The sequence below is a fragment of the Clostridium sp. C2-6-12 genome, assembly GCF_009928485.1.
In the GTDB taxonomy this organism is placed as follows: Bacteria; Bacillota; Clostridia; order Clostridiales; family Clostridiaceae; genus Clostridium.
In genome coordinates this window covers 109,345-126,064 of the sequence record NZ_JAABNP010000010.1, presented here as the reverse complement: position 1 = coordinate 126,064, position 16,720 = coordinate 109,345, and the positions used below count along the sequence as shown (strand labels likewise).

Annotated in this window: 17 protein-coding genes; 14 read left to right on the top strand and 3 right to left on the bottom strand. The window is 28.6% G+C overall.

Annotation, left to right across the window (positions count from 1 at the left end; all coding sequences use genetic code 11):
* Nucleotides 1-3: 3 nt before the first annotated feature.
* Together GXK56_RS10480 and GXK56_RS10475 are read right to left on the bottom strand one after the other, a co-directional pair.
* Nucleotides 4-1,872, bottom strand: a complete 1,869-nt coding sequence (locus GXK56_RS10480) for an ABC transporter ATP-binding protein (RefSeq protein WP_160687406.1) — start codon at nt 1,870-1,872, stop codon at nt 4-6.
* Nucleotides 1,869-3,599, bottom strand: a complete 1,731-nt coding sequence (locus GXK56_RS10475; RefSeq protein WP_160687405.1) for an ABC transporter ATP-binding protein — start codon at nt 3,597-3,599, stop codon at nt 1,869-1,871. The genes GXK56_RS10480 and GXK56_RS10475 overlap by 4 nt, the downstream gene beginning before the upstream one ends.
* Before the next feature lie 403 nt (nt 3,600-4,002).
* Between GXK56_RS10475 and GXK56_RS10470 the strand changes: the two genes are divergently transcribed.
* The 11 genes from GXK56_RS10470 to GXK56_RS10430 all read left to right on the top strand — a co-directional run bounded on the left by GXK56_RS10470 (nt 4,003) and on the right by GXK56_RS10430 (nt 13,513).
* Nucleotides 4,003-4,623, top strand: coding sequence for a TetR/AcrR family transcriptional regulator (locus GXK56_RS10470; RefSeq protein WP_243156078.1), 621 nt, complete (start codon nt 4,003-4,005; stop codon nt 4,621-4,623).
* Between the two features lie 143 nt (nt 4,624-4,766).
* Nucleotides 4,767-4,913 carry a hypothetical protein gene (locus GXK56_RS27760; protein ID WP_202127861.1) on the top strand — a complete coding sequence of 49 codons (147 nt, stop codon included), beginning with the start codon at nt 4,767-4,769 and terminating at the stop codon, nt 4,911-4,913.
* A 224-nt stretch (nt 4,914-5,137) separates the two neighbouring features.
* Nucleotides 5,138-5,566, top strand: coding sequence for a UDP-N-acetylglucosamine pyrophosphorylase (locus GXK56_RS10465; RefSeq protein ID WP_160687404.1), 429 nt, complete (start codon nt 5,138-5,140; stop codon nt 5,564-5,566).
* Between the two features lie 76 nt (nt 5,567-5,642).
* The gene (locus tag GXK56_RS27755; protein WP_202127860.1) at nt 5,643-5,780 is read left to right on the top strand and encodes a CPC_1213 family protein; all 138 of its coding nucleotides are present in this window, start codon (nt 5,643-5,645) and stop codon (nt 5,778-5,780) included.
* A gap of 304 nt (nt 5,781-6,084) precedes the next feature.
* Nucleotides 6,085-7,296: an EAL domain-containing protein gene (locus GXK56_RS10460; protein WP_160687403.1), complete on the top strand. Its 1,212-nt coding sequence runs from the start codon at nt 6,085-6,087 to the stop codon at nt 7,294-7,296.
* 162 nt (nt 7,297-7,458) lie between these two features.
* Nucleotides 7,459-9,381: a PrkA family serine protein kinase gene (locus GXK56_RS10455; RefSeq protein WP_160687452.1), complete on the top strand. Its 1,923-nt coding sequence runs from the start codon at nt 7,459-7,461 to the stop codon at nt 9,379-9,381.
* Nucleotides 9,382-9,389: 8 nt separating this feature from the next.
* Nucleotides 9,390-10,559: a YeaH/YhbH family protein gene (locus GXK56_RS10450; RefSeq protein ID WP_160687402.1), complete on the top strand. Its 1,170-nt coding sequence runs from the start codon at nt 9,390-9,392 to the stop codon at nt 10,557-10,559.
* A 138-nt stretch (nt 10,560-10,697) separates the two neighbouring features.
* On the top strand, nt 10,698-12,068 hold the full coding sequence (locus tag GXK56_RS10445) for a SpoVR family protein (RefSeq protein ID WP_160687401.1): 1,371 nt from the start codon (nt 10,698-10,700) through the stop codon (nt 12,066-12,068).
* A gap of 179 nt (nt 12,069-12,247) precedes the next feature.
* A complete protein-coding gene (locus GXK56_RS10440; RefSeq protein ID WP_160687451.1) occupies nt 12,248-12,790 on the top strand; it encodes a rubrerythrin family protein in 543 nt (180 codons plus the stop codon).
* An 11-nt stretch (nt 12,791-12,801) separates the two neighbouring features.
* Nucleotides 12,802-13,092: a hypothetical protein gene (locus GXK56_RS10435; RefSeq protein ID WP_160687400.1), complete on the top strand. Its 291-nt coding sequence runs from the start codon at nt 12,802-12,804 to the stop codon at nt 13,090-13,092.
* Nucleotides 13,093-13,165: 73 nt separating this feature from the next.
* The gene (locus tag GXK56_RS10430; protein ID WP_160687399.1) at nt 13,166-13,513 is read left to right on the top strand and encodes a hypothetical protein; all 348 of its coding nucleotides are present in this window, start codon (nt 13,166-13,168) and stop codon (nt 13,511-13,513) included.
* 93 nt (nt 13,514-13,606) lie between these two features.
* On the opposite strand, the gene pssA is transcribed toward GXK56_RS10430, so the two are convergent.
* Nucleotides 13,607-14,134, bottom strand: a complete 528-nt coding sequence (gene pssA, locus GXK56_RS10425) for a CDP-diacylglycerol--serine O-phosphatidyltransferase (protein WP_160687398.1) — start codon at nt 14,132-14,134, stop codon at nt 13,607-13,609.
* Between the two features lie 182 nt (nt 14,135-14,316).
* Between pssA and GXK56_RS10420 the strand changes: the two genes are divergently transcribed.
* The 3 genes from GXK56_RS10420 (at nt 14,317) to GXK56_RS10410 (ending at nt 16,718) form a co-directional block, all read left to right on the top strand.
* Nucleotides 14,317-15,195 (top strand): YegS/Rv2252/BmrU family lipid kinase, encoded by an 879-nt coding sequence (locus GXK56_RS10420; RefSeq protein WP_160687397.1) that lies wholly within the window; start codon nt 14,317-14,319, stop codon nt 15,193-15,195.
* Between the two features lie 51 nt (nt 15,196-15,246).
* The gene (locus GXK56_RS10415) at nt 15,247-15,903 is read left to right on the top strand and encodes a hypothetical protein (protein ID WP_160687396.1); all 657 of its coding nucleotides are present in this window, start codon (nt 15,247-15,249) and stop codon (nt 15,901-15,903) included.
* Between the two features lie 146 nt (nt 15,904-16,049).
* The gene (locus GXK56_RS10410; RefSeq protein ID WP_160687395.1) at nt 16,050-16,718 is read left to right on the top strand and encodes an ABC transporter ATP-binding protein; all 669 of its coding nucleotides are present in this window, start codon (nt 16,050-16,052) and stop codon (nt 16,716-16,718) included.
* The last annotated feature ends 2 nt before the right edge of the window (nt 16,719-16,720 follow it).

The following is a 16,720-nucleotide window of genomic DNA, read 5'->3' as shown; positions in this document are numbered from 1 at the left end:
TTATTAAATATCATCTTCATTATTGTTTTCAAATTGACTCTTATAAAGACCAGCATAGAAGCCATTAGCTTTTAGTAAAGTTTCGTGATTACCTTGTTCTATTATATCTCCATCCTTAAGGACTAGAATTACATCAGCATCTCTGATAGTAGATAATCTATGTGCAATTACAAAGCTAGTTCTATTTGACATAAGGTGATCCATAGCTTTTTGTATAAGCACTTCTGTTCTTGTATCAACAGAACTTGTGGCTTCATCAAGGATAAGTATTTTTGGATTTGATAAAATCGTACGTGCAATAGTTAAAAGCTGCTTTTGACCTTGAGAAATATTACTTGCTTCTTCATTTAAAAGCAAATTATATCCATCTGGTAGTGCACGAATAAATTCATCACAATGAGCTGCTTTTGAGGCTTCTAATACTTGCTCATGAGTTGCATCAAAGTTTCCGTATTTAATATTGTCATAAATACTAGCATTATAAAGCCAAGTATCCTGTAGTACCATTCCAAACATACTTCTTAAATCATTTCTAGTAAAATCATTAATGTCATTCCCATCAATTAAAATGCTTCCAGAATTAATATCATAAAATCTCATTAATAGTTTTATTATTGTAGACTTTCCGCCACCAGTAGGACCAACAATAGCTACTTTTTGACCAGATTCAATTTTGCATGAAAAATCATTTATGATTACTTTATCTTCAGTATAACCAAAGTGTACATTTTTGAATTCTACATTACCAATTACTTTGTCTAAGACTACTGGGTTTTTACTTTCAGGAGTTTCTTCAGCTTCATTTAAAAATTCAAATACACGTTCAGCAGCTGCTGCTGTAGATTGAAGAGTATTTGAAATGTTAGCTAATTGAGCTATAGGCTGATTAAATGAACGCATATATTGAATAAATGCTTGAACATCTCCAACTTCAATAACTTTTTTTACAGCTAAATATCCGCCTAGAATACAAACCAAAACATAACCTATATTTCCTACAAAAGTCATAATAGGCATCATCATTCCAGAAAGGAATTGAGATTTCCAAGCAGAATCATATAATTCTTCATTTAGTCCTTTGAATTTTAAAATTGCTTCTTTTTCACCATTAAATACTTGAACAACATTATGACCAGAATATATTTCTTCAATATGCCCATTCATATGTCCTATATATTTTTGCTGGGTTTTGAAATATCCTTGAGATTTTTTAACAACTCCAATTATGAGTCCCATAGATAGAGGAAGAGTTAAAAATGCTACCAGTGTTAAAGTAGGACTTATGCTAAGCATCATAATAAGAATACCAACAACAGTTACAGCAGAAGTTATTAATTGGGTTAAGCTTTGATTTAAAGTTTGACTCAGTGTATCAACGTCATTAGTTATTCGTGATAATACTTCTCCATGGGTTCTTGTATCAAAATATTTTAAAGGCATTCTATTTATTTTTTCTGAAATATCTTTTCTAAACCTATATGTTATTTTCATTGATATACCAGACATTATATAGGCCTGAGTATATGAAAAAATAGCTGAAATAATATACAAAACAACCAATAATATAATGCAGTTTCTTATATATTTAAAATCTGTTAAGAGATTAGTGCCTGTCATATAAGCAATTAGCCCTTCAAAGAGTTTGGTAGTAGCTTTACCGAGGATTTTTGGGCCAATGATTGAAAAGGTAGCTGAAAATATAGCAAATATTATAACTATAAATATTTGAAATTTGAATTCATGCATATACTCAAATAAAGTTAACATTGTTGCTTTAAAATTCTTAGCTTTTTCGCCACCACTTCCCATACCACCATTTCTTGGGCCCATTCCCATAGGACCTCTAGCAGGAGTTGATTTTTTTTCACTCATTTTAACTCCTCCTTACTTAGCTGAGATAGAGCGATTTCTTGATAAACTTCACAATTATTCATGAGTTCTTCATGGGTTCCACATCCGACAATATGCCCTTTATCTAAAACTATTATTTGATCAGCATTCATAATTGTGCTTATTCTTTGAGCTACTAATAAAACTGTGCTAGAACCTGTTTCATCCTTTAGTGCTTTTCTAAGTGCAGCATCAGTTTTAAAATCTAATGCGGAAAAACTATCATCAAAAATACAAATTTGAGGTTTTTTCACAAGTGCACGAGCAATAGATAAACGTTGCTTTTGTCCTCCAGATACATTAGTTCCACCTTGAGAGATAGACGTTTCAAATTTTTCGGGTTTTGATTCTATAAATTCCATGGCTTGTGCAATTCGTGCGGATCTTATAATATCATCTTCCGTTGAATCATTACCTCCATAAGCAATATTACTTTGAATAGTTCCAGAAAATAGGATTCCTTTTTGAGGAACATAACCAAGGCTGTTTCTTAAATCATGAATATCTAAATCATTAACATTTATTCCATCTATTAAAACTTCGCCTTTTGTTGCATCATAAAATCTTGGAATTAGATTTATCAATGAAGTTTTACCGCTTCCAGTTGATCCAATAAAAGCAGTTGTTTGCGCTGGCTTTGCAATAAAGTTTATATTATGAAGCACATCATCTTCAGCACCAGGATAACTGAAATATACGTTTTTAAATTCGATTACTCCACTTGTAATCTTTAAATTACTATTTAAAGATGGAGTATTCTTAACAGAAGGTTCTGTTTCAAGTACATCTGCTATACGATTAGCGGAAACAGAAGCTCTTGGAATCATAATAAACATCATTGCCATCATTAAAAATGCCATTATTATTTGCATAACATATTGCATATATGCCATCATTTCTCCAACATCCATCTTAAAAGCAGAAACTTGATTTGATCCAACCCATACAATTAATACAGTAATTAAATTCATTATAAGCATCATTGCAGGCATCATTCCAGATGTAGCTCTATTTATATAAAGATTAGTATCTGTAAGCTCCTTATTTGCTTTGTCGAATCTATTTTCTTCAAATTTTTGAGTGTTAAAAGCTCTAATAACAAGCATGCCATCAAGATTTTCACGTACTACTAGATTAAGCTTATCAATTAAACCTTGAACAACTTTAAATTTTGGCATTACAAATGTAAACATGGTAAATATAAGACCTAAAAGACTTATAATTGAAAGGGCTACAATCCAAGACATAGATTTACTGTTAGCAAGTGCATGAACAAAACCACCAATACCCATAATAGGTGCATAAAATATTATTCGTATAAGCATAACTATTAAAGTTTGAATTTGAGTAACATCATTTGTTGTCCTTGTAATAAGAGAGGATGTAGAAAATTTATCAAATTCAGCATTGGAGAAATCTTCAACCTTTTCAAATAAGTCAATTCTCAGAGCTTGGCTCATTCCTGCAGCTACTTTGGATGCAATAAATCCAACTATTATACTAAGAAAAGCACTTATTAAGGAAATACCGAGCATCTTAAAACCTAATTTAATTATGTATGCTGAATCACCATTCGTTATTCCTTTATTCACAATATCAGACATGTAATCTGGTAAGGAAAGATCACAAATTGCTTGTCCAAACAGTAAAATAATTGCAGTAATAATCATTGCCATATAAGGTTCAACGTACTTTAGCAATCGTGTCATATAATAAAATCACCTCGCACAACTAATATATGATATTTATGATACCACGGTATCATAAAGTTGTAAATAAGGATATAAAATAATATTACCATAATATAATAAAAAGTTGACAGTTACTAAAGTTGCTGATACTATATACATGAAGTATTATAGGTAGTAAAACTATAATGAAGACTGATATTTCAGGTAAATAAAATATTATATATATATTGCAATTAACAATTATTGTTGAAGCTCACAGAGAAAGTTCGAGACACCAAATATAAAATTTGGATTCTCACTTTTCCTTAAAGGATTTCTTCAATTAATAATGTAGAATTAATATTGCAACATATATATTTTGAAATATTAATAAACTCGTAATTAACTTAGGAAAATCCACTTGTGAAATTGGAGGTGAAATATGATGAATTATGAAAATTCGACTAAGAAGCGTATACGTGAAGTTGCACTCAAATTATTTAATGAAAAAACATTTGAAAAAGTTACATTAAATGAAATTTGTGCTGCTAGTGGCATTAATAAGCATACTTTTTACTATTATTTCAAATCAAAGGATGAATTATTAAAAGATTATTATAAGATACCTACTAAATTAACATCATATGATCTTACCACTATTTTAACAGCGGAATCTTGTGTAGAACAGATTTGGATTTTGAATAAAAATTTTTTAGACTTTATTGAAAACTCTGGAGTAAGCATAGTAAAACAATTATTTATAAAAAATTTAAAAGAAGATGTGGGAACCTTTAGAATTAGTGAAGAGAAGAGGGAAATGCTTAAGGTTCAATGTGAAATTATAAAAAAAGGACAGGCAAATGGGGAATTTTTAAATAAAACTGATCCAGAAGTATTAGTTATATTTTTAAAGCAATTAACTCATTCTTTAGCTGTTACATGGACTTTTAAAGAGGGTGACTTTGATCTAAAAACAGCTGTAAGATATATGTATGAAATGATTTTTGATGTTGCACCAGAATATAGGAAGATTAAGGAATTTGATATTTTAGGAATATTATAAGTATTAGAATTGGAAACAGGTTGATGTAAATGAAGTAAAACACTGTTTTCAATTTTTTTTATAGAATTTTGTACAAGGGTTTAACATAATAATTAGTATAAATTAATTTAAAAATGCAAATTCTAATAAACGAGGTGATATAAATGGATAATAATAAAAATAGAATAAAAGACAGGCCAAAATCTAATGCAGAGCGCAGAAAAATAGATCCTAAAAACAATGCAGACTTAGGAATAATAGATGGCAAGAAAATAGGTGCACCTCCACATAAAGAAAAGGATCATTTTTAAAAAAGAAGAGGGTATTAAAATTGATTAATATTAATCAATTTTTAATATTCTCTTTTATTTATTTAATAATTTTGTTAAGCTTCATATTATATATGTTGCAATTAGCAGTTAGCAATGAATGATAAAATTTCTACGGAATTTCTTGAAAATTAGTTATTAGATATGTTAGTTTATATTGCAATATGTATATAATTTTAAAAAAATATATGTTTAGGAGAAGAAAGATGAGATTAGAATTAGATATTTATGAACTAGGCGAAGTTTTAAGAAAAATTGAAGCAAAGTATAAATTAAATGTATTGATTAAAGCAGAATTAAGTGGGGGCTGGATGACAATTACAGGGGTGGCAACTGTATCAAAAGCACCAACTAATAAGGGAAATGGAGGATGCTGTAAAAAAGATAATATTATAGATATAAAGGTTACTTCAGAAGCTAATGAAGATGGATTTGTAGTAAAATTAACTGGTTCTCAAAATAAAAAATTTAATATTGATATATCAAGTACTAGATATAAAGAAGTATTATCAAGTAAATTAAAGCAAAATCCAATAAAAATAAATGAAAATGAAAGTAAGCTTCGTATTGATGAAGATATTATATTTACAATAGGTGCTTCAGTAGATGAGATATCCGAAATTATAAAAAATTAGTTTCAAGGATAGCTAAGTATAAAAAATATTAAAAAGCAAATAATAATTAGGAGTTATTTATAGGCAGGTGAGATTAATGGATAATAGTATGAAAAGAAAACATACCAATAAACATAAGACATTAAACCACAATCCACAAGCTGAAAGTGTTAAAGCTGTCTTCGGTGAACCTAAAGCCAAAGATTCAGAATTTACACCAAAAACTTTTGATTAAAATTAACAAAGGATATCCATATGATAATTTATGGATATCCTTTATTAATTTTAAATATAACTTTTAAAGTGAAAAAGATTTGAGAAATTATTATGTTTAATTCTATACTTTATTTTTTGTTTATGAGAACAATAATTATTTTAAATTAGATATAATTTTTTAAAATTATTGAAGAAATGTGATGGAAAATTGTGCCGAAATATAAAAAATATGTTGAATTAGCATATATTAAAGTATAATATTAAATAGAAGTATTAAATATTTTTATTAATATAAAGGGTTATTATAGAGAGGGGAAAACATTATGCATATTTTTTTGGCTAGGCAGCCTATTTTTGATAGGAATAAAAATGTCATAGCTTATGAGCTTTTATTTAGAAATGGCCATGAGAATGTTTATAATAGTGTTGATGGGGATAAAGCGACACTGAAGGTTATAGCAAATTCATTTTACGAGTTTGATTTTAAATCTGTTAGCGATGACAAAAAGGTATTTATAAATTTTACAGAAAAGCTAATAAAAGAAGAGATAGCTACAATACTTCCAAATAATGATGTAGTAATAGAAATTTTAGAGACCATAGAACCGACAAAGGAAGTCATAAATGCTTGTAAAAAACTTAAAGCAAGAGGTTTTATTTTAGCTTTAGATGATTTCGTATTTGATAAAAAATATACGGAATTAGTAAAATTAATAGATATTATTAAAGTTGATTTTATAATAAGCAAAGGAATTGAACGTAAGAAGATATTTGATTTATTAAAAATAAATAAGAATATAAAGTTTTTAGCTGAGAAAGTTGAAACCATGGAAGAATATAACGAGGCACTTACTTTAGGTTATTCATATTTTCAAGGATATTACTTTAGCAAACCAGTTATTATGTCAGCTAAAAGTATTCCTTCTAATAAGCACACAGCCTTAGAAATTTTTAGATTAATTAATCAAAAGGATTTTGAGTTTTCAAAATTAGAAGCACTAATACTTAAGGATGTAGGATTATCTTATAAGTTAACAAAAATATTAAAGTCATCTGCATACTGCATGAAAAGTGATATGACTTCTATAAAATATGCAATTGCATTTTTAGGGAAAAAAGAAATTGTAAAATGGCTTTATGTTGTGTTGTTAAACGATTTAAAAGAAGAAAATGCTAATGAATTGATAAAAATATCTTTACAAAGAGCTCGTTTTTGTGAATTAATATGCAATACTTATAATTATCATGAAAAATCATTTTCTGCTTATATAGTAGGATTATTTTCAGTTATGGATGCTATTTTAAATTCTCCTATGGAAATAATTATTAAAGATTTATATATTTCAGAGGAAGTAAAGGATGGATTGATTAAAGAAGGAAATATAATTAATTTAATTTTAAAATTATCAATAAGCTATGGAAAAGGTAATTGGGAAGATGCTGGAGAATACGCTAAGGAAGTAAATGTAGATATGAATAGTATTCCTGAAATTTACTTAGAAACATTAAAGTGGGCAGATGGTATAAATTTTTAATAGAGAAAATAATGAAGATTATAGGATGATAAAAAATTCTATAATCTTTTTTTATTTTCAAATATTTAATTGAATGATAATAACTATTTGAAAAAAGTAGTCATAATGCCTTTGCGTAATTGAATATATTTTAGGTATAAGGGAGGAGGAGTGTTTATGAGTATGAACTTTAGAGAATTTATAGAAACAGATAGAGAAAAGTGTAACACCCAAAAATTTGAAGGAAGCTTCTTAGATTATTTAAATATTGTTAAGGAGAATCCAGAGGCTGTTAAACTTGCACATAAAAGAATATATGAAATGATAATTAGTAAAGGTGTAGAAGAACTAAAGGCAGAAGAGAATCCAAGGGTTCGTAAAATTTATGGTAATGACACAATAAGAAAATATGGATTTTTTAGGGATGAATTTTATGGTATTGATAAAGTTATTATGAAGCTTGTAAGTTACTTTAAATCAGCAGCAATGAAGGGGGAAGAAGCAAGGCAGGTATTATATCTTGTAGGACCTGTTGGAGCCGGTAAATCTTCTATAGTTGAAAGTTTAAAGTCTGCATTAGTGGATTGTGAACCAGTGTTTGCATTAAAGGGCTGCCCAATGCATGAAGAACCGCTTCATCTTATCCCAAGGCATTTAAGACCTAAATTTGAAGAAATGCTTGATGTTCAGATTGAAGGTGATTTATGCCCTGTATGTAAATATCGACTCAATCATGAACTTAAGGGAATTTATGAAGATTTCCCAGTTGAACAAGTGGAATTTTCTATTAGATCAAGAAAAGGGATTGGAGTTGTACCACCAGTTGATCCCAATAATCAAGATACTTCAATCTTAACAGGATCAATTGATATATCTAAGATGGATTTATATTCAGAGGATGATCCAAGAATATTTTCACTAAATGGTGCATTTAATGTTGGTAACCGTGGACTTGTTGAATTTATAGAAGTATTTAAAAATGATGTTGAATATCTTCATACAATAATTACTGCAACTCAGGAAAAATCTATACCATCACCAGGTAAAGGCTCTATGATTTATTTTGATGGAGTAATAGCTGCTCATTCAAATGAAGCTGAATGGAATAAATTTAAGTCAGATCATACTAATGAAGCTATATTAGATAGAATAGTGAAGGTAGAAGTTCCTTATTGTTTAGAGCTTGATGAAGAAGTAAAAATATATGAAAAAATATTGAAGAAGAGTAATTTTAAAGCACATATAGCGCCGCACACTATCGAAATTGCAGCAATGTTTGCAATACTTTCAAGACTTACACCTTCAGCAAAGGCAGATGCTATGACTAAGCTAAAAATTTACAATGGAGAAGAAATTGTTGAGAAGGGAACAACAAAGAAGATTGATATTGGAGAACTTCGTGAAGAAGCAGGTCAATATGAAGGTATGAAGGGAATTAGTACGAGATTTATTATTAAAACTATTGATAATGCACTTTCTGAATCAGGATATGATTGTATAAATCCATTAAGCATAATGGAAAGTATGATTAGATCAGTTAAGGAACTTGATATTGCAGCAGATGATAAGAAGAGGTATTTAGCGTTTATTCAAGATAATATTAGAAAAGAATATAATAAAATTCTTGAAAGAGAAATCACAAAAGCCTTTATACACTCGTTTAGAGAACAAGCAGAAAGTTTGTTTAACAATTATATAGACAATGCAGAGGCTTATGTGAATAAGAGTAAGATAAAAGATGTCTCTACAGGAGAAGAATTAAATCCTGATGAAGATTTCATGCGAAGTATAGAAGAACAAATAGGAGTTTATGCTGCATCGTCTAAGGGATTTAGATCAGATGTTACATCATATATGTTTTATATAGTTAGAAATGGTGGACAATTAGACTATACTTCCTATGAGCCTTTAAAGGAAGCTATAGAAAAGAAATTAACGGTTTCAGTTAAAGATTTATCAAGAATTATAACTAGATCTAAAGTTAGAGATAAAGAACAAGCTGAAAAATATGATTCTATGGTAGAAGAGATGAGAAGAAATGGATACTGTTCTCATTGCTGTGATGTGATCTTGAAATATGCAGCAAATAATTTATGGAGAGATTAGAATAATTTATGGCAATATTTAGGGATTACACTAAAAATCAAGTAGATCACGATAGGTCCATAGAAGATAGAAGAAGGCATAGGCAGCTTGTAGAAAAATCAATTAAAGAAAACCTGGGAGATATACTATCAGAAGAAAGTATTGTAGGTGAAAGCAAGAATAAAAAATTTAAGATTCCAATCAAAGGAATAAAGGAATATCAATTTATTTATGGAAAAAACTCAAAGGGCGTTGCAAGTGGTGTTGGAGATGAAAAAAGAGGAGAAAAATTAGGGAATGGAAATAAAAAGCTGGCTAAAGGAAATCAAGGGGCTGGAAATGATGAAGGTGATGACGTTTATGAAACAGAAATCACTCTTGAAGAATTAATGGATTATATTTCAGAAGATTTGAATTTACCTAATTTAGATGAAAAGAAATATTCTGAAATAATTACTGAAACAAGTGGAAAAAAAAGAGGCTATCAGTCCTATGGAATAAGGCCAAGACTTGCAAAGAAAAAAACAGTTATGTCTAAGATTGCAAGAAAGCAAGGAAAGAAAAGAGCTTTAAGGGAACTTGAAAGTGAAGAAAATTTAGATAGGTTCCCTTTTAGAGAGGAAGATTTAAAATACTATAGGGTTAAGATGAAGCCTAAGAAGGATAGTAATGCGGTTATGCTATTTATTATGGATGCTTCGGGTTCAATGGATATAACAAAGAAATATTTAGCAAGATCATATTTCTTTGTCTTAGCTAGTTTTTTAAAGAGGAAATACAACAATATTGCTTTCGAATTTATATATCATACTACAGTGGCGAAACGTGTAGATGAATATGAATTTTTTCATAAATCAGAATCAGGCGGTACCTATATATCAAGTGGAATTAATGAGGCATTAAATCTAATTGAAGAAAAATATCCGCCAGCAGCATGGAATATATATAGTATATATGCTAGCGATGGAGATAATTGGTCAGAAGATAATGAAAAAGCTGTTATTGCTGTTAAAAATATATGCGAAGTTAGTAATATGTTTGGTTACGCAGAGCTTTTACCATCGACATACACAACAACAATGTACCATAAATTTAAAAAAGAAATAACTAATGAAAAGTTTGTACCTGTAATCATAAAAGAAAAGAAGGATTTATGGGAAGCTCTTAAAACAATGCTTAGGAAGGAATTAGGCACATAAATATTTATTGCTTAAAGCTAGCTTATTTTAAGATTAGCAGGTATTTAGCAAAAGGATAAGTAGCTATTTTCAGGTGGAATGTAAAGTTCCACCTGAATAGTTTTACTTTCGAATTTGTTGCAAAGGAGGCCTAGAAAATTGAATTATAGTCTTAGAGAAATTGAAAGTTGGAATGAAAAAGTTGAAAAAAAAGTTATTGAATATGGATTGGATTTTTATCCTCAGGAATTTGAAATTATAGGTTTTAATGAAATGATAGGTTATGAAGCTTATGTTGGAATGCCCTCAAGATATCCGCACTGGAGTTTTGGAAAAGCTTATGAAAAGAATAAAACATTATATTCTTTAAATCTAACAGGTCTTCCTTATGAAATGGTAATTAATTCAGATCCATGTCTAGCATATTTAATGAAGGATAACACTTTGCTTCTTCAAATACTAACAATGGCTCATGTATATGGACACAATGATTTTTTTAAAAATAACAGACTGTTTAAGGAAGGGACTAATGCCAAATATACTTTAGAAATGTTTAATTTAGATGCAAAAATAATAAGAGAATGTATTGATGATCCAAGTATAGGATATAGCGAAGTAGAAAGAATATTAGATGCTGGTCACGCTATAAGATTTCAATCTAAAAGAAATATTGGAGTTAAAGAATTATCAAATAATGAGATTAAAGAAGATATATTAAAAGAATATGAAAAGAAAAAAGAGAAAAGAGGTATTTTAGATTTTCATGAAGAAATAAAATTACCAGACTTAGAGAAAACCCCATTAGAACCTGTAGATGATCTTATTGGTTTTATTATAGAGTATGGGCAGTTAGAGGAATGGCAAAAAACTATATTAAAAATAGTTAAAAGAGAAACAGAATATTTTATTCCTCAAATTGAAACAAAAATAATGAATGAAGGGTGGGCAAGTTATACACATTATAATATTTTAAAACAGTTAGAACTGCCACAGGAACTTCATTTTGAATTTTTAAAAAGACATAATGATGTTATAGCTCCAGCTATAGGTGGTTTAAATCCTTATTATATTGGTTTCAAAATATTTGAGGATATCGAAAAAAGATATGGAAAAGAAAAAATATTTGAAGTTAGAGAAGTGGAGAGAGATTCATCATTCTTAAGGCGTTACTTAACACAAGAATTATGTAATGAATTAAATTTATTTCAATATAATATAAGGACTTTTGATACTATTATTGAGGAAATAGCAGATGAAGATGGCTGGAAAGTTATAAGGGATACACTTTCTTATACGGCTGGTATGGGAAATATACCATGTATTAGGGTTATAGATCTAAATAAGAAAAATTATACTTTGACATTAGAAAATATTTTTGATGGTAGAGCTTTGGATATTTCTTATGCTAAAGAAACTTTAAAGTATGTTCAAGAACTTTGGGGACATGATGTTAAATTGATTACTAAATCCAACGATAAACAGGACGTAATATTAATATGCAATCAAGATAAAAAGATAACAGTGACTTAATTTAGCTAAATATTATTTTTATAAAAGAGCATCAATGCTGCAATTATAAATTTAAAGCTCATTTTTCATAATAGATAATTTTGATGATCACCATTATCTATAAATTTGTTAAGGGGTAACAAAAATTAAGCAAAATGAATATTTTGTTTATGTAAGAAAATAATATTTTGGAGATCATGATGAACTTAAAAGGCAGCAAGACTGAAAAAAATTTATTTAAAACATTTGCAGGAGAGTCGAGAGCCAGAAATAAATATTCCTTTTATGCTGATAAGGCAAGAGAAGAAGGTTTCATGTATGTTGGGGAGATATTTGATGAAACAGCTGGAAATGAAAAAGCTCATGCAAGAGAAGTATATAGAAGATTTTTAGATAGAATAAGCAGCACAAAAAATAATTTGATAGAAGCAGCAATAGGAGAGTCAGAGGAAAGTAAAGTTATATATAAAGAATTTGAAGAGATAGCAAGAGAAGAAGGTTTTGATGAAATTGCAGATTTTTACAAAGAACTTCAAGAAGTAGAAGACCATCATAAAGAGAGATTTTTAGAAATGGCTAAAAGGCTTAAGGAAGGAAAAATGTTTAAGTCTGATAGAGAAGAAGAATGGTTGTGCTTAAACTGTGGATATATTTATGAAGGAAAAGAAGCTCCAATGAGATGTCCGTTATGCAGATATCCAAGATCATACTTTAAGAAGCTGGATAGCAGGTATTGCAAGTAGGGGGCAGATATATGATTTTTGAATATCCAGAAGATTTTATAGTACCAATTGTTGTTGATGAAGATTTGATGCAGGAAAGAAATGAAACAGAAAATGAAAGGGATATATTAACAATAGGGAATAACTGGCATGTTACCAAAATGGATTTAGAAAATATGAATGGTAAAGAGAAAAATAAATACAAAGAATATGGACATAATAAATATGATATAACTAATGAAAATGATGATAACGGTCATACAAAAACCATATTAAATGATATAGATGAGGAATATGCTATAAGTGAAACATCAGCTATATAAAGTTAGTAGTAAAGATGATTAAAACTATAAAATTAAAACTTAATGTAACAAGAATTTTAATAAAGGATTAGTTATGAAATTTGATGATTTAGCTAAAAGGCAGTACGAGGATATAGCAAATTTAAGTATATTGCTAAAAAACTATGTAGATGCTTATAGACTGCTTATTGGGGGAGCATCAGAATTATATAATATTGATATTGCCAAGAAAAGTGATGTTAAAAATGCTTTAGAGAGAGTTGAACAACTTGGTGAATTAATAGATAAATTAATAATTACATTGGATAAATGTGAAGGCTCATATTTAAAATATTGTAAGATAAAAAATGATTATATTACAATAAGTACAGAAAAAGATAAAATTTTCACAGAAATAGATAATGAGTTGAATTTTCAAAATTCTGAGTTGAGAGAATGTTAAAGTATAGGGGTTCACAAATATTTATAGATTTAAAAATAAAAAAGCTCTGTCATTTAAAGCATTATATAGACAGAGCTTTTTATAATTATCACCTTATATTTTTTTCAATTTAAGTTTACTTACCATCAAATATGAACCTAAAATCATTAAAAGGGCAACAATATAAGGTGACATTGTCCCACTTATATTAAGCGTAAGTAATGAAAAAAGGGCCATAAAGCATCCAACTATTGTTATTGGAACACCAGTAAAAGAACCATCAAATTGTGCAGTATTAAATCTAGCCAATCTAAATGCACCACAAATTGGAAAGGTTAATAGAATAGCCAAACCAAACAATCCATATGGTCCAAAGGATTGAAATTTAAATAATATATATACTAATATAGATGGCGCTACGCCAAAAGATACCAAATCAGCTAAGGAATCTAATTCTTTACCTAAGTCACTGGAAACATTTAAATAACGGGCTATTCTTCCATCATATCTGTCTACTAATCCTGCTAATAATATAAATGCTCCTGCATATGCAAACTTTCCGTTCATTACCGATAATATGGACATTACTCCACATGATAAATTAATAAAGGTAAATACATTAGGAATACAGCTTTTCCTCATAAAATCACTCCTAAAATTATAAAAAATACTTACAATGAATTATTATAGCATATAAATGCAAATAATATAAGGGATAAATTAAGTTTAAGATTTAATTAAGATTATGTTATCGACATTAAATATGGAAAATGATATAATCGTATAATTGAAATAATATTAAATTTGGGGAGGCAGGTTAATTTATGAAAAAGGTTAGATTCATATACAACCCATACTCAGGTGAAAATAATATCGTAAATGAATTAGATAATGTTATAAGATTACATCAGGAAGCAAATTTAACAATTGTTCCGTATAGAATTCAAAAAGGAAGAGATTTAGCAGAAGCTTTAGATATAATTGATGAAACATATAGTTATATATTAATAGCTGGCGGTGATGGCACCGTAGATTCTTTAGTAAATGCTATGAAGCAAAGAAATGTTAATTTGCCAATAGGAATATTGCCAGTTGGAACTGCAAATGATTTTGGAAAGTTTATCAACATGCCAGCAGATATAGAAGAAGCTTGCAAACAAATTTTAGATTCAAAACCAGTAGCAGTTGATGTAGGAAAAATTAATGATAAGTATTTTATAAATGTAGCAAGTACAGGACTGTTTACGGATATTTCTCAAAAAACAGATGTAAATTTAAAAAATACTATGGGTAAATTAGCTTATTACTTAAAGGGACTTGAAGAATTACCTAACTTTAGAAAATTACAAGTAAAGATATCATCTAAAGAATGTAATTACGAAGGGGAAATGTATTTACTTTTAGTATTTAATGGACAGACAGCAGGAAACCTTAATTTAGCAACAGAAGCAGAAGTAACTGATGGTAAATTAGACGTAGTTATGTTCAAAGCCATAGCAATAATAGAGCTATTGCCACTATTCATAAAACTTCTTAAGGGAGAACATTTAGATTCAGATAAGGTTGTTTATTTTAAAACAGATGACGTATTGATTGAATCTTCAGAAGATATAGTTACAGATATAGATGGAGAAAGAGGTCCTGATTTTCCTTTAAGAATTAAATGTATTAAGGGTGGAATTAAACTTTTAGGTATAAAATAAAATAAGTTATAATAAATATAAGTAACAGAAATGTTTTTGGGAGCGTAATTTGTGAATTTTGCATATTATTTATTTTTGTTACTTATTATTTTTTTGTCTATTTTTATTATAAAGAGAAATTTGGAGGTTTCACCTAAAAAAATAAAAATATACTTAACTATAGTAATTACATTATTTTTGTTAAGGCATATAGCCTTGTTCTTTTTATGTATACTAGAAAATAGTACTATAATATATTATTTAAAACCAATAATATTTTTAGATCATATATCAATTCCACTAATGATACTAGCTGTGACTTATGTTTATTTAAGGGCAGAAACTTTAAAATTTAGTGGAAGTTATATTATAGCTTTTTTAGCAGGAATAATTTATGTTTTTATAATGGAAACTTCTAAAGTAACTGTTCAAGTAAGCTATTTATATGGTTTTATATTAGGCATAGATAAAGAAATGATATTATTTTTATTTTCATTAATTTTACTTGGAGTATTATTGATTTTAAATGTAATATTATTAGACAGGCCGTTTGCTAATAAAAAAGGGATAAGGTTTATAATAATATCAATTTTAATTGTAATGACTGAAGAAATTATTATATTAGGTGGAATAAGAGTTTTTCCTTATTCAGTGATTGGAGATTTGATATTCCTTGTACTTATGAACTGGGCTTTAAGTGGATTTAAGGTATCTTCATTAAATAAATAAAGTTGATGTCACTAGAATGTAAGAAGTGAATGGTAAAATAAGACTGTAAATTAATTTACGGTCTTTTTTGAATTGTTTGATATGTGGATAGAAAATGAGGGATTCGCATTCTTATGGAAAGTTTTATTTGATGGAGGAATTTATTAATGAGTATATTAGAAACAAAAGAGCTAAAAAAGTATTATGGCACAGAGCCTAATGTTGTTAAAGCTCTTGATAATGTAAATCTTGAAATAGATGATGGAGAGTTTATTGGAATTGTTGGAACATCAGGAAGTGGTAAGAGTACCCTTCTTCATATGCTTGGTGGTCTTGACAGGGCAACTAGTGGAAAGGTGCTTGTTAGAAATAAAGATATTTTTTCAATGAGTGATGATGAGCTTACGATTTTCAGAAGAAGAAATATTGGTTTTGTATTTCAAAATTATAATTTAGTACCTGTATTAAATGTTTATGAAAATATTGTATTACCAATTGAGTTAGATGGAAATAAAGTAGATGAAAAATTTGTTAATAATATTATAAAAACTTTAGGACTATCAGAAAAACTAAATAATATGCCAAGCAATCTTTCAGGAGGACAACAGCAAAGAGTCGCTATAGCAAGAGCACTAGCAACTAAACCAGCTATTATTTTAGCTGATGAGCCTACTGGAAATTTAGATAGCAAGACAAGTTTAGAGGTAATAGGACTTTTAAAGACTACTAGTAAAGAATTTAATCAGACTATGGTTATGATAACTCACAATGAAGAAATTGCTCAAATGACAGATAGAATTATTCATATTGAAGATGGGCAAATTGTGAGGAGGTAATG

Coding starts and splice junctions, on each gene's coding strand:
- GXK56_RS10480 (WP_160687406.1), bottom strand. CDS start 1,872: ATGAGTGAAAAAAAATCAACTCCTGCTAGAGGTCCTATGGGAATGGGC.
- GXK56_RS10475 (WP_160687405.1), bottom strand. CDS start 3,599: ATGACACGATTGCTAAAGTACGTTGAACCTTATATGGCAATGATTATT.
- GXK56_RS10470 (WP_243156078.1), top strand. CDS start 4,003: ATGATGAATTATGAAAATTCGACTAAGAAGCGTATACGTGAAGTTGCA.
- GXK56_RS27760 (WP_202127861.1), top strand. CDS start 4,767: ATGGATAATAATAAAAATAGAATAAAAGACAGGCCAAAATCTAATGCA.
- GXK56_RS10465 (WP_160687404.1), top strand. CDS start 5,138: ATGAGATTAGAATTAGATATTTATGAACTAGGCGAAGTTTTAAGAAAA.
- GXK56_RS27755 (WP_202127860.1), top strand. CDS start 5,643: ATGGATAATAGTATGAAAAGAAAACATACCAATAAACATAAGACATTA.
- GXK56_RS10460 (WP_160687403.1), top strand. CDS start 6,085: ATGCATATTTTTTTGGCTAGGCAGCCTATTTTTGATAGGAATAAAAAT.
- GXK56_RS10455 (WP_160687452.1), top strand. CDS start 7,459: ATGAACTTTAGAGAATTTATAGAAACAGATAGAGAAAAGTGTAACACC.
- GXK56_RS10450 (WP_160687402.1), top strand. CDS start 9,390: ATGGCAATATTTAGGGATTACACTAAAAATCAAGTAGATCACGATAGG.
- GXK56_RS10440 (WP_160687451.1), top strand. CDS start 12,248: ATGAACTTAAAAGGCAGCAAGACTGAAAAAAATTTATTTAAAACATTT.
- GXK56_RS10435 (WP_160687400.1), top strand. CDS start 12,802: ATGATTTTTGAATATCCAGAAGATTTTATAGTACCAATTGTTGTTGAT.
- GXK56_RS10430 (WP_160687399.1), top strand. CDS start 13,166: ATGAAATTTGATGATTTAGCTAAAAGGCAGTACGAGGATATAGCAAAT.
- pssA (WP_160687398.1), bottom strand. CDS start 14,134: ATGAGGAAAAGCTGTATTCCTAATGTATTTACCTTTATTAATTTATCA.
- GXK56_RS10420 (WP_160687397.1), top strand. CDS start 14,317: ATGAAAAAGGTTAGATTCATATACAACCCATACTCAGGTGAAAATAAT.
- GXK56_RS10410 (WP_160687395.1), top strand. CDS start 16,050: ATGAGTATATTAGAAACAAAAGAGCTAAAAAAGTATTATGGCACAGAG.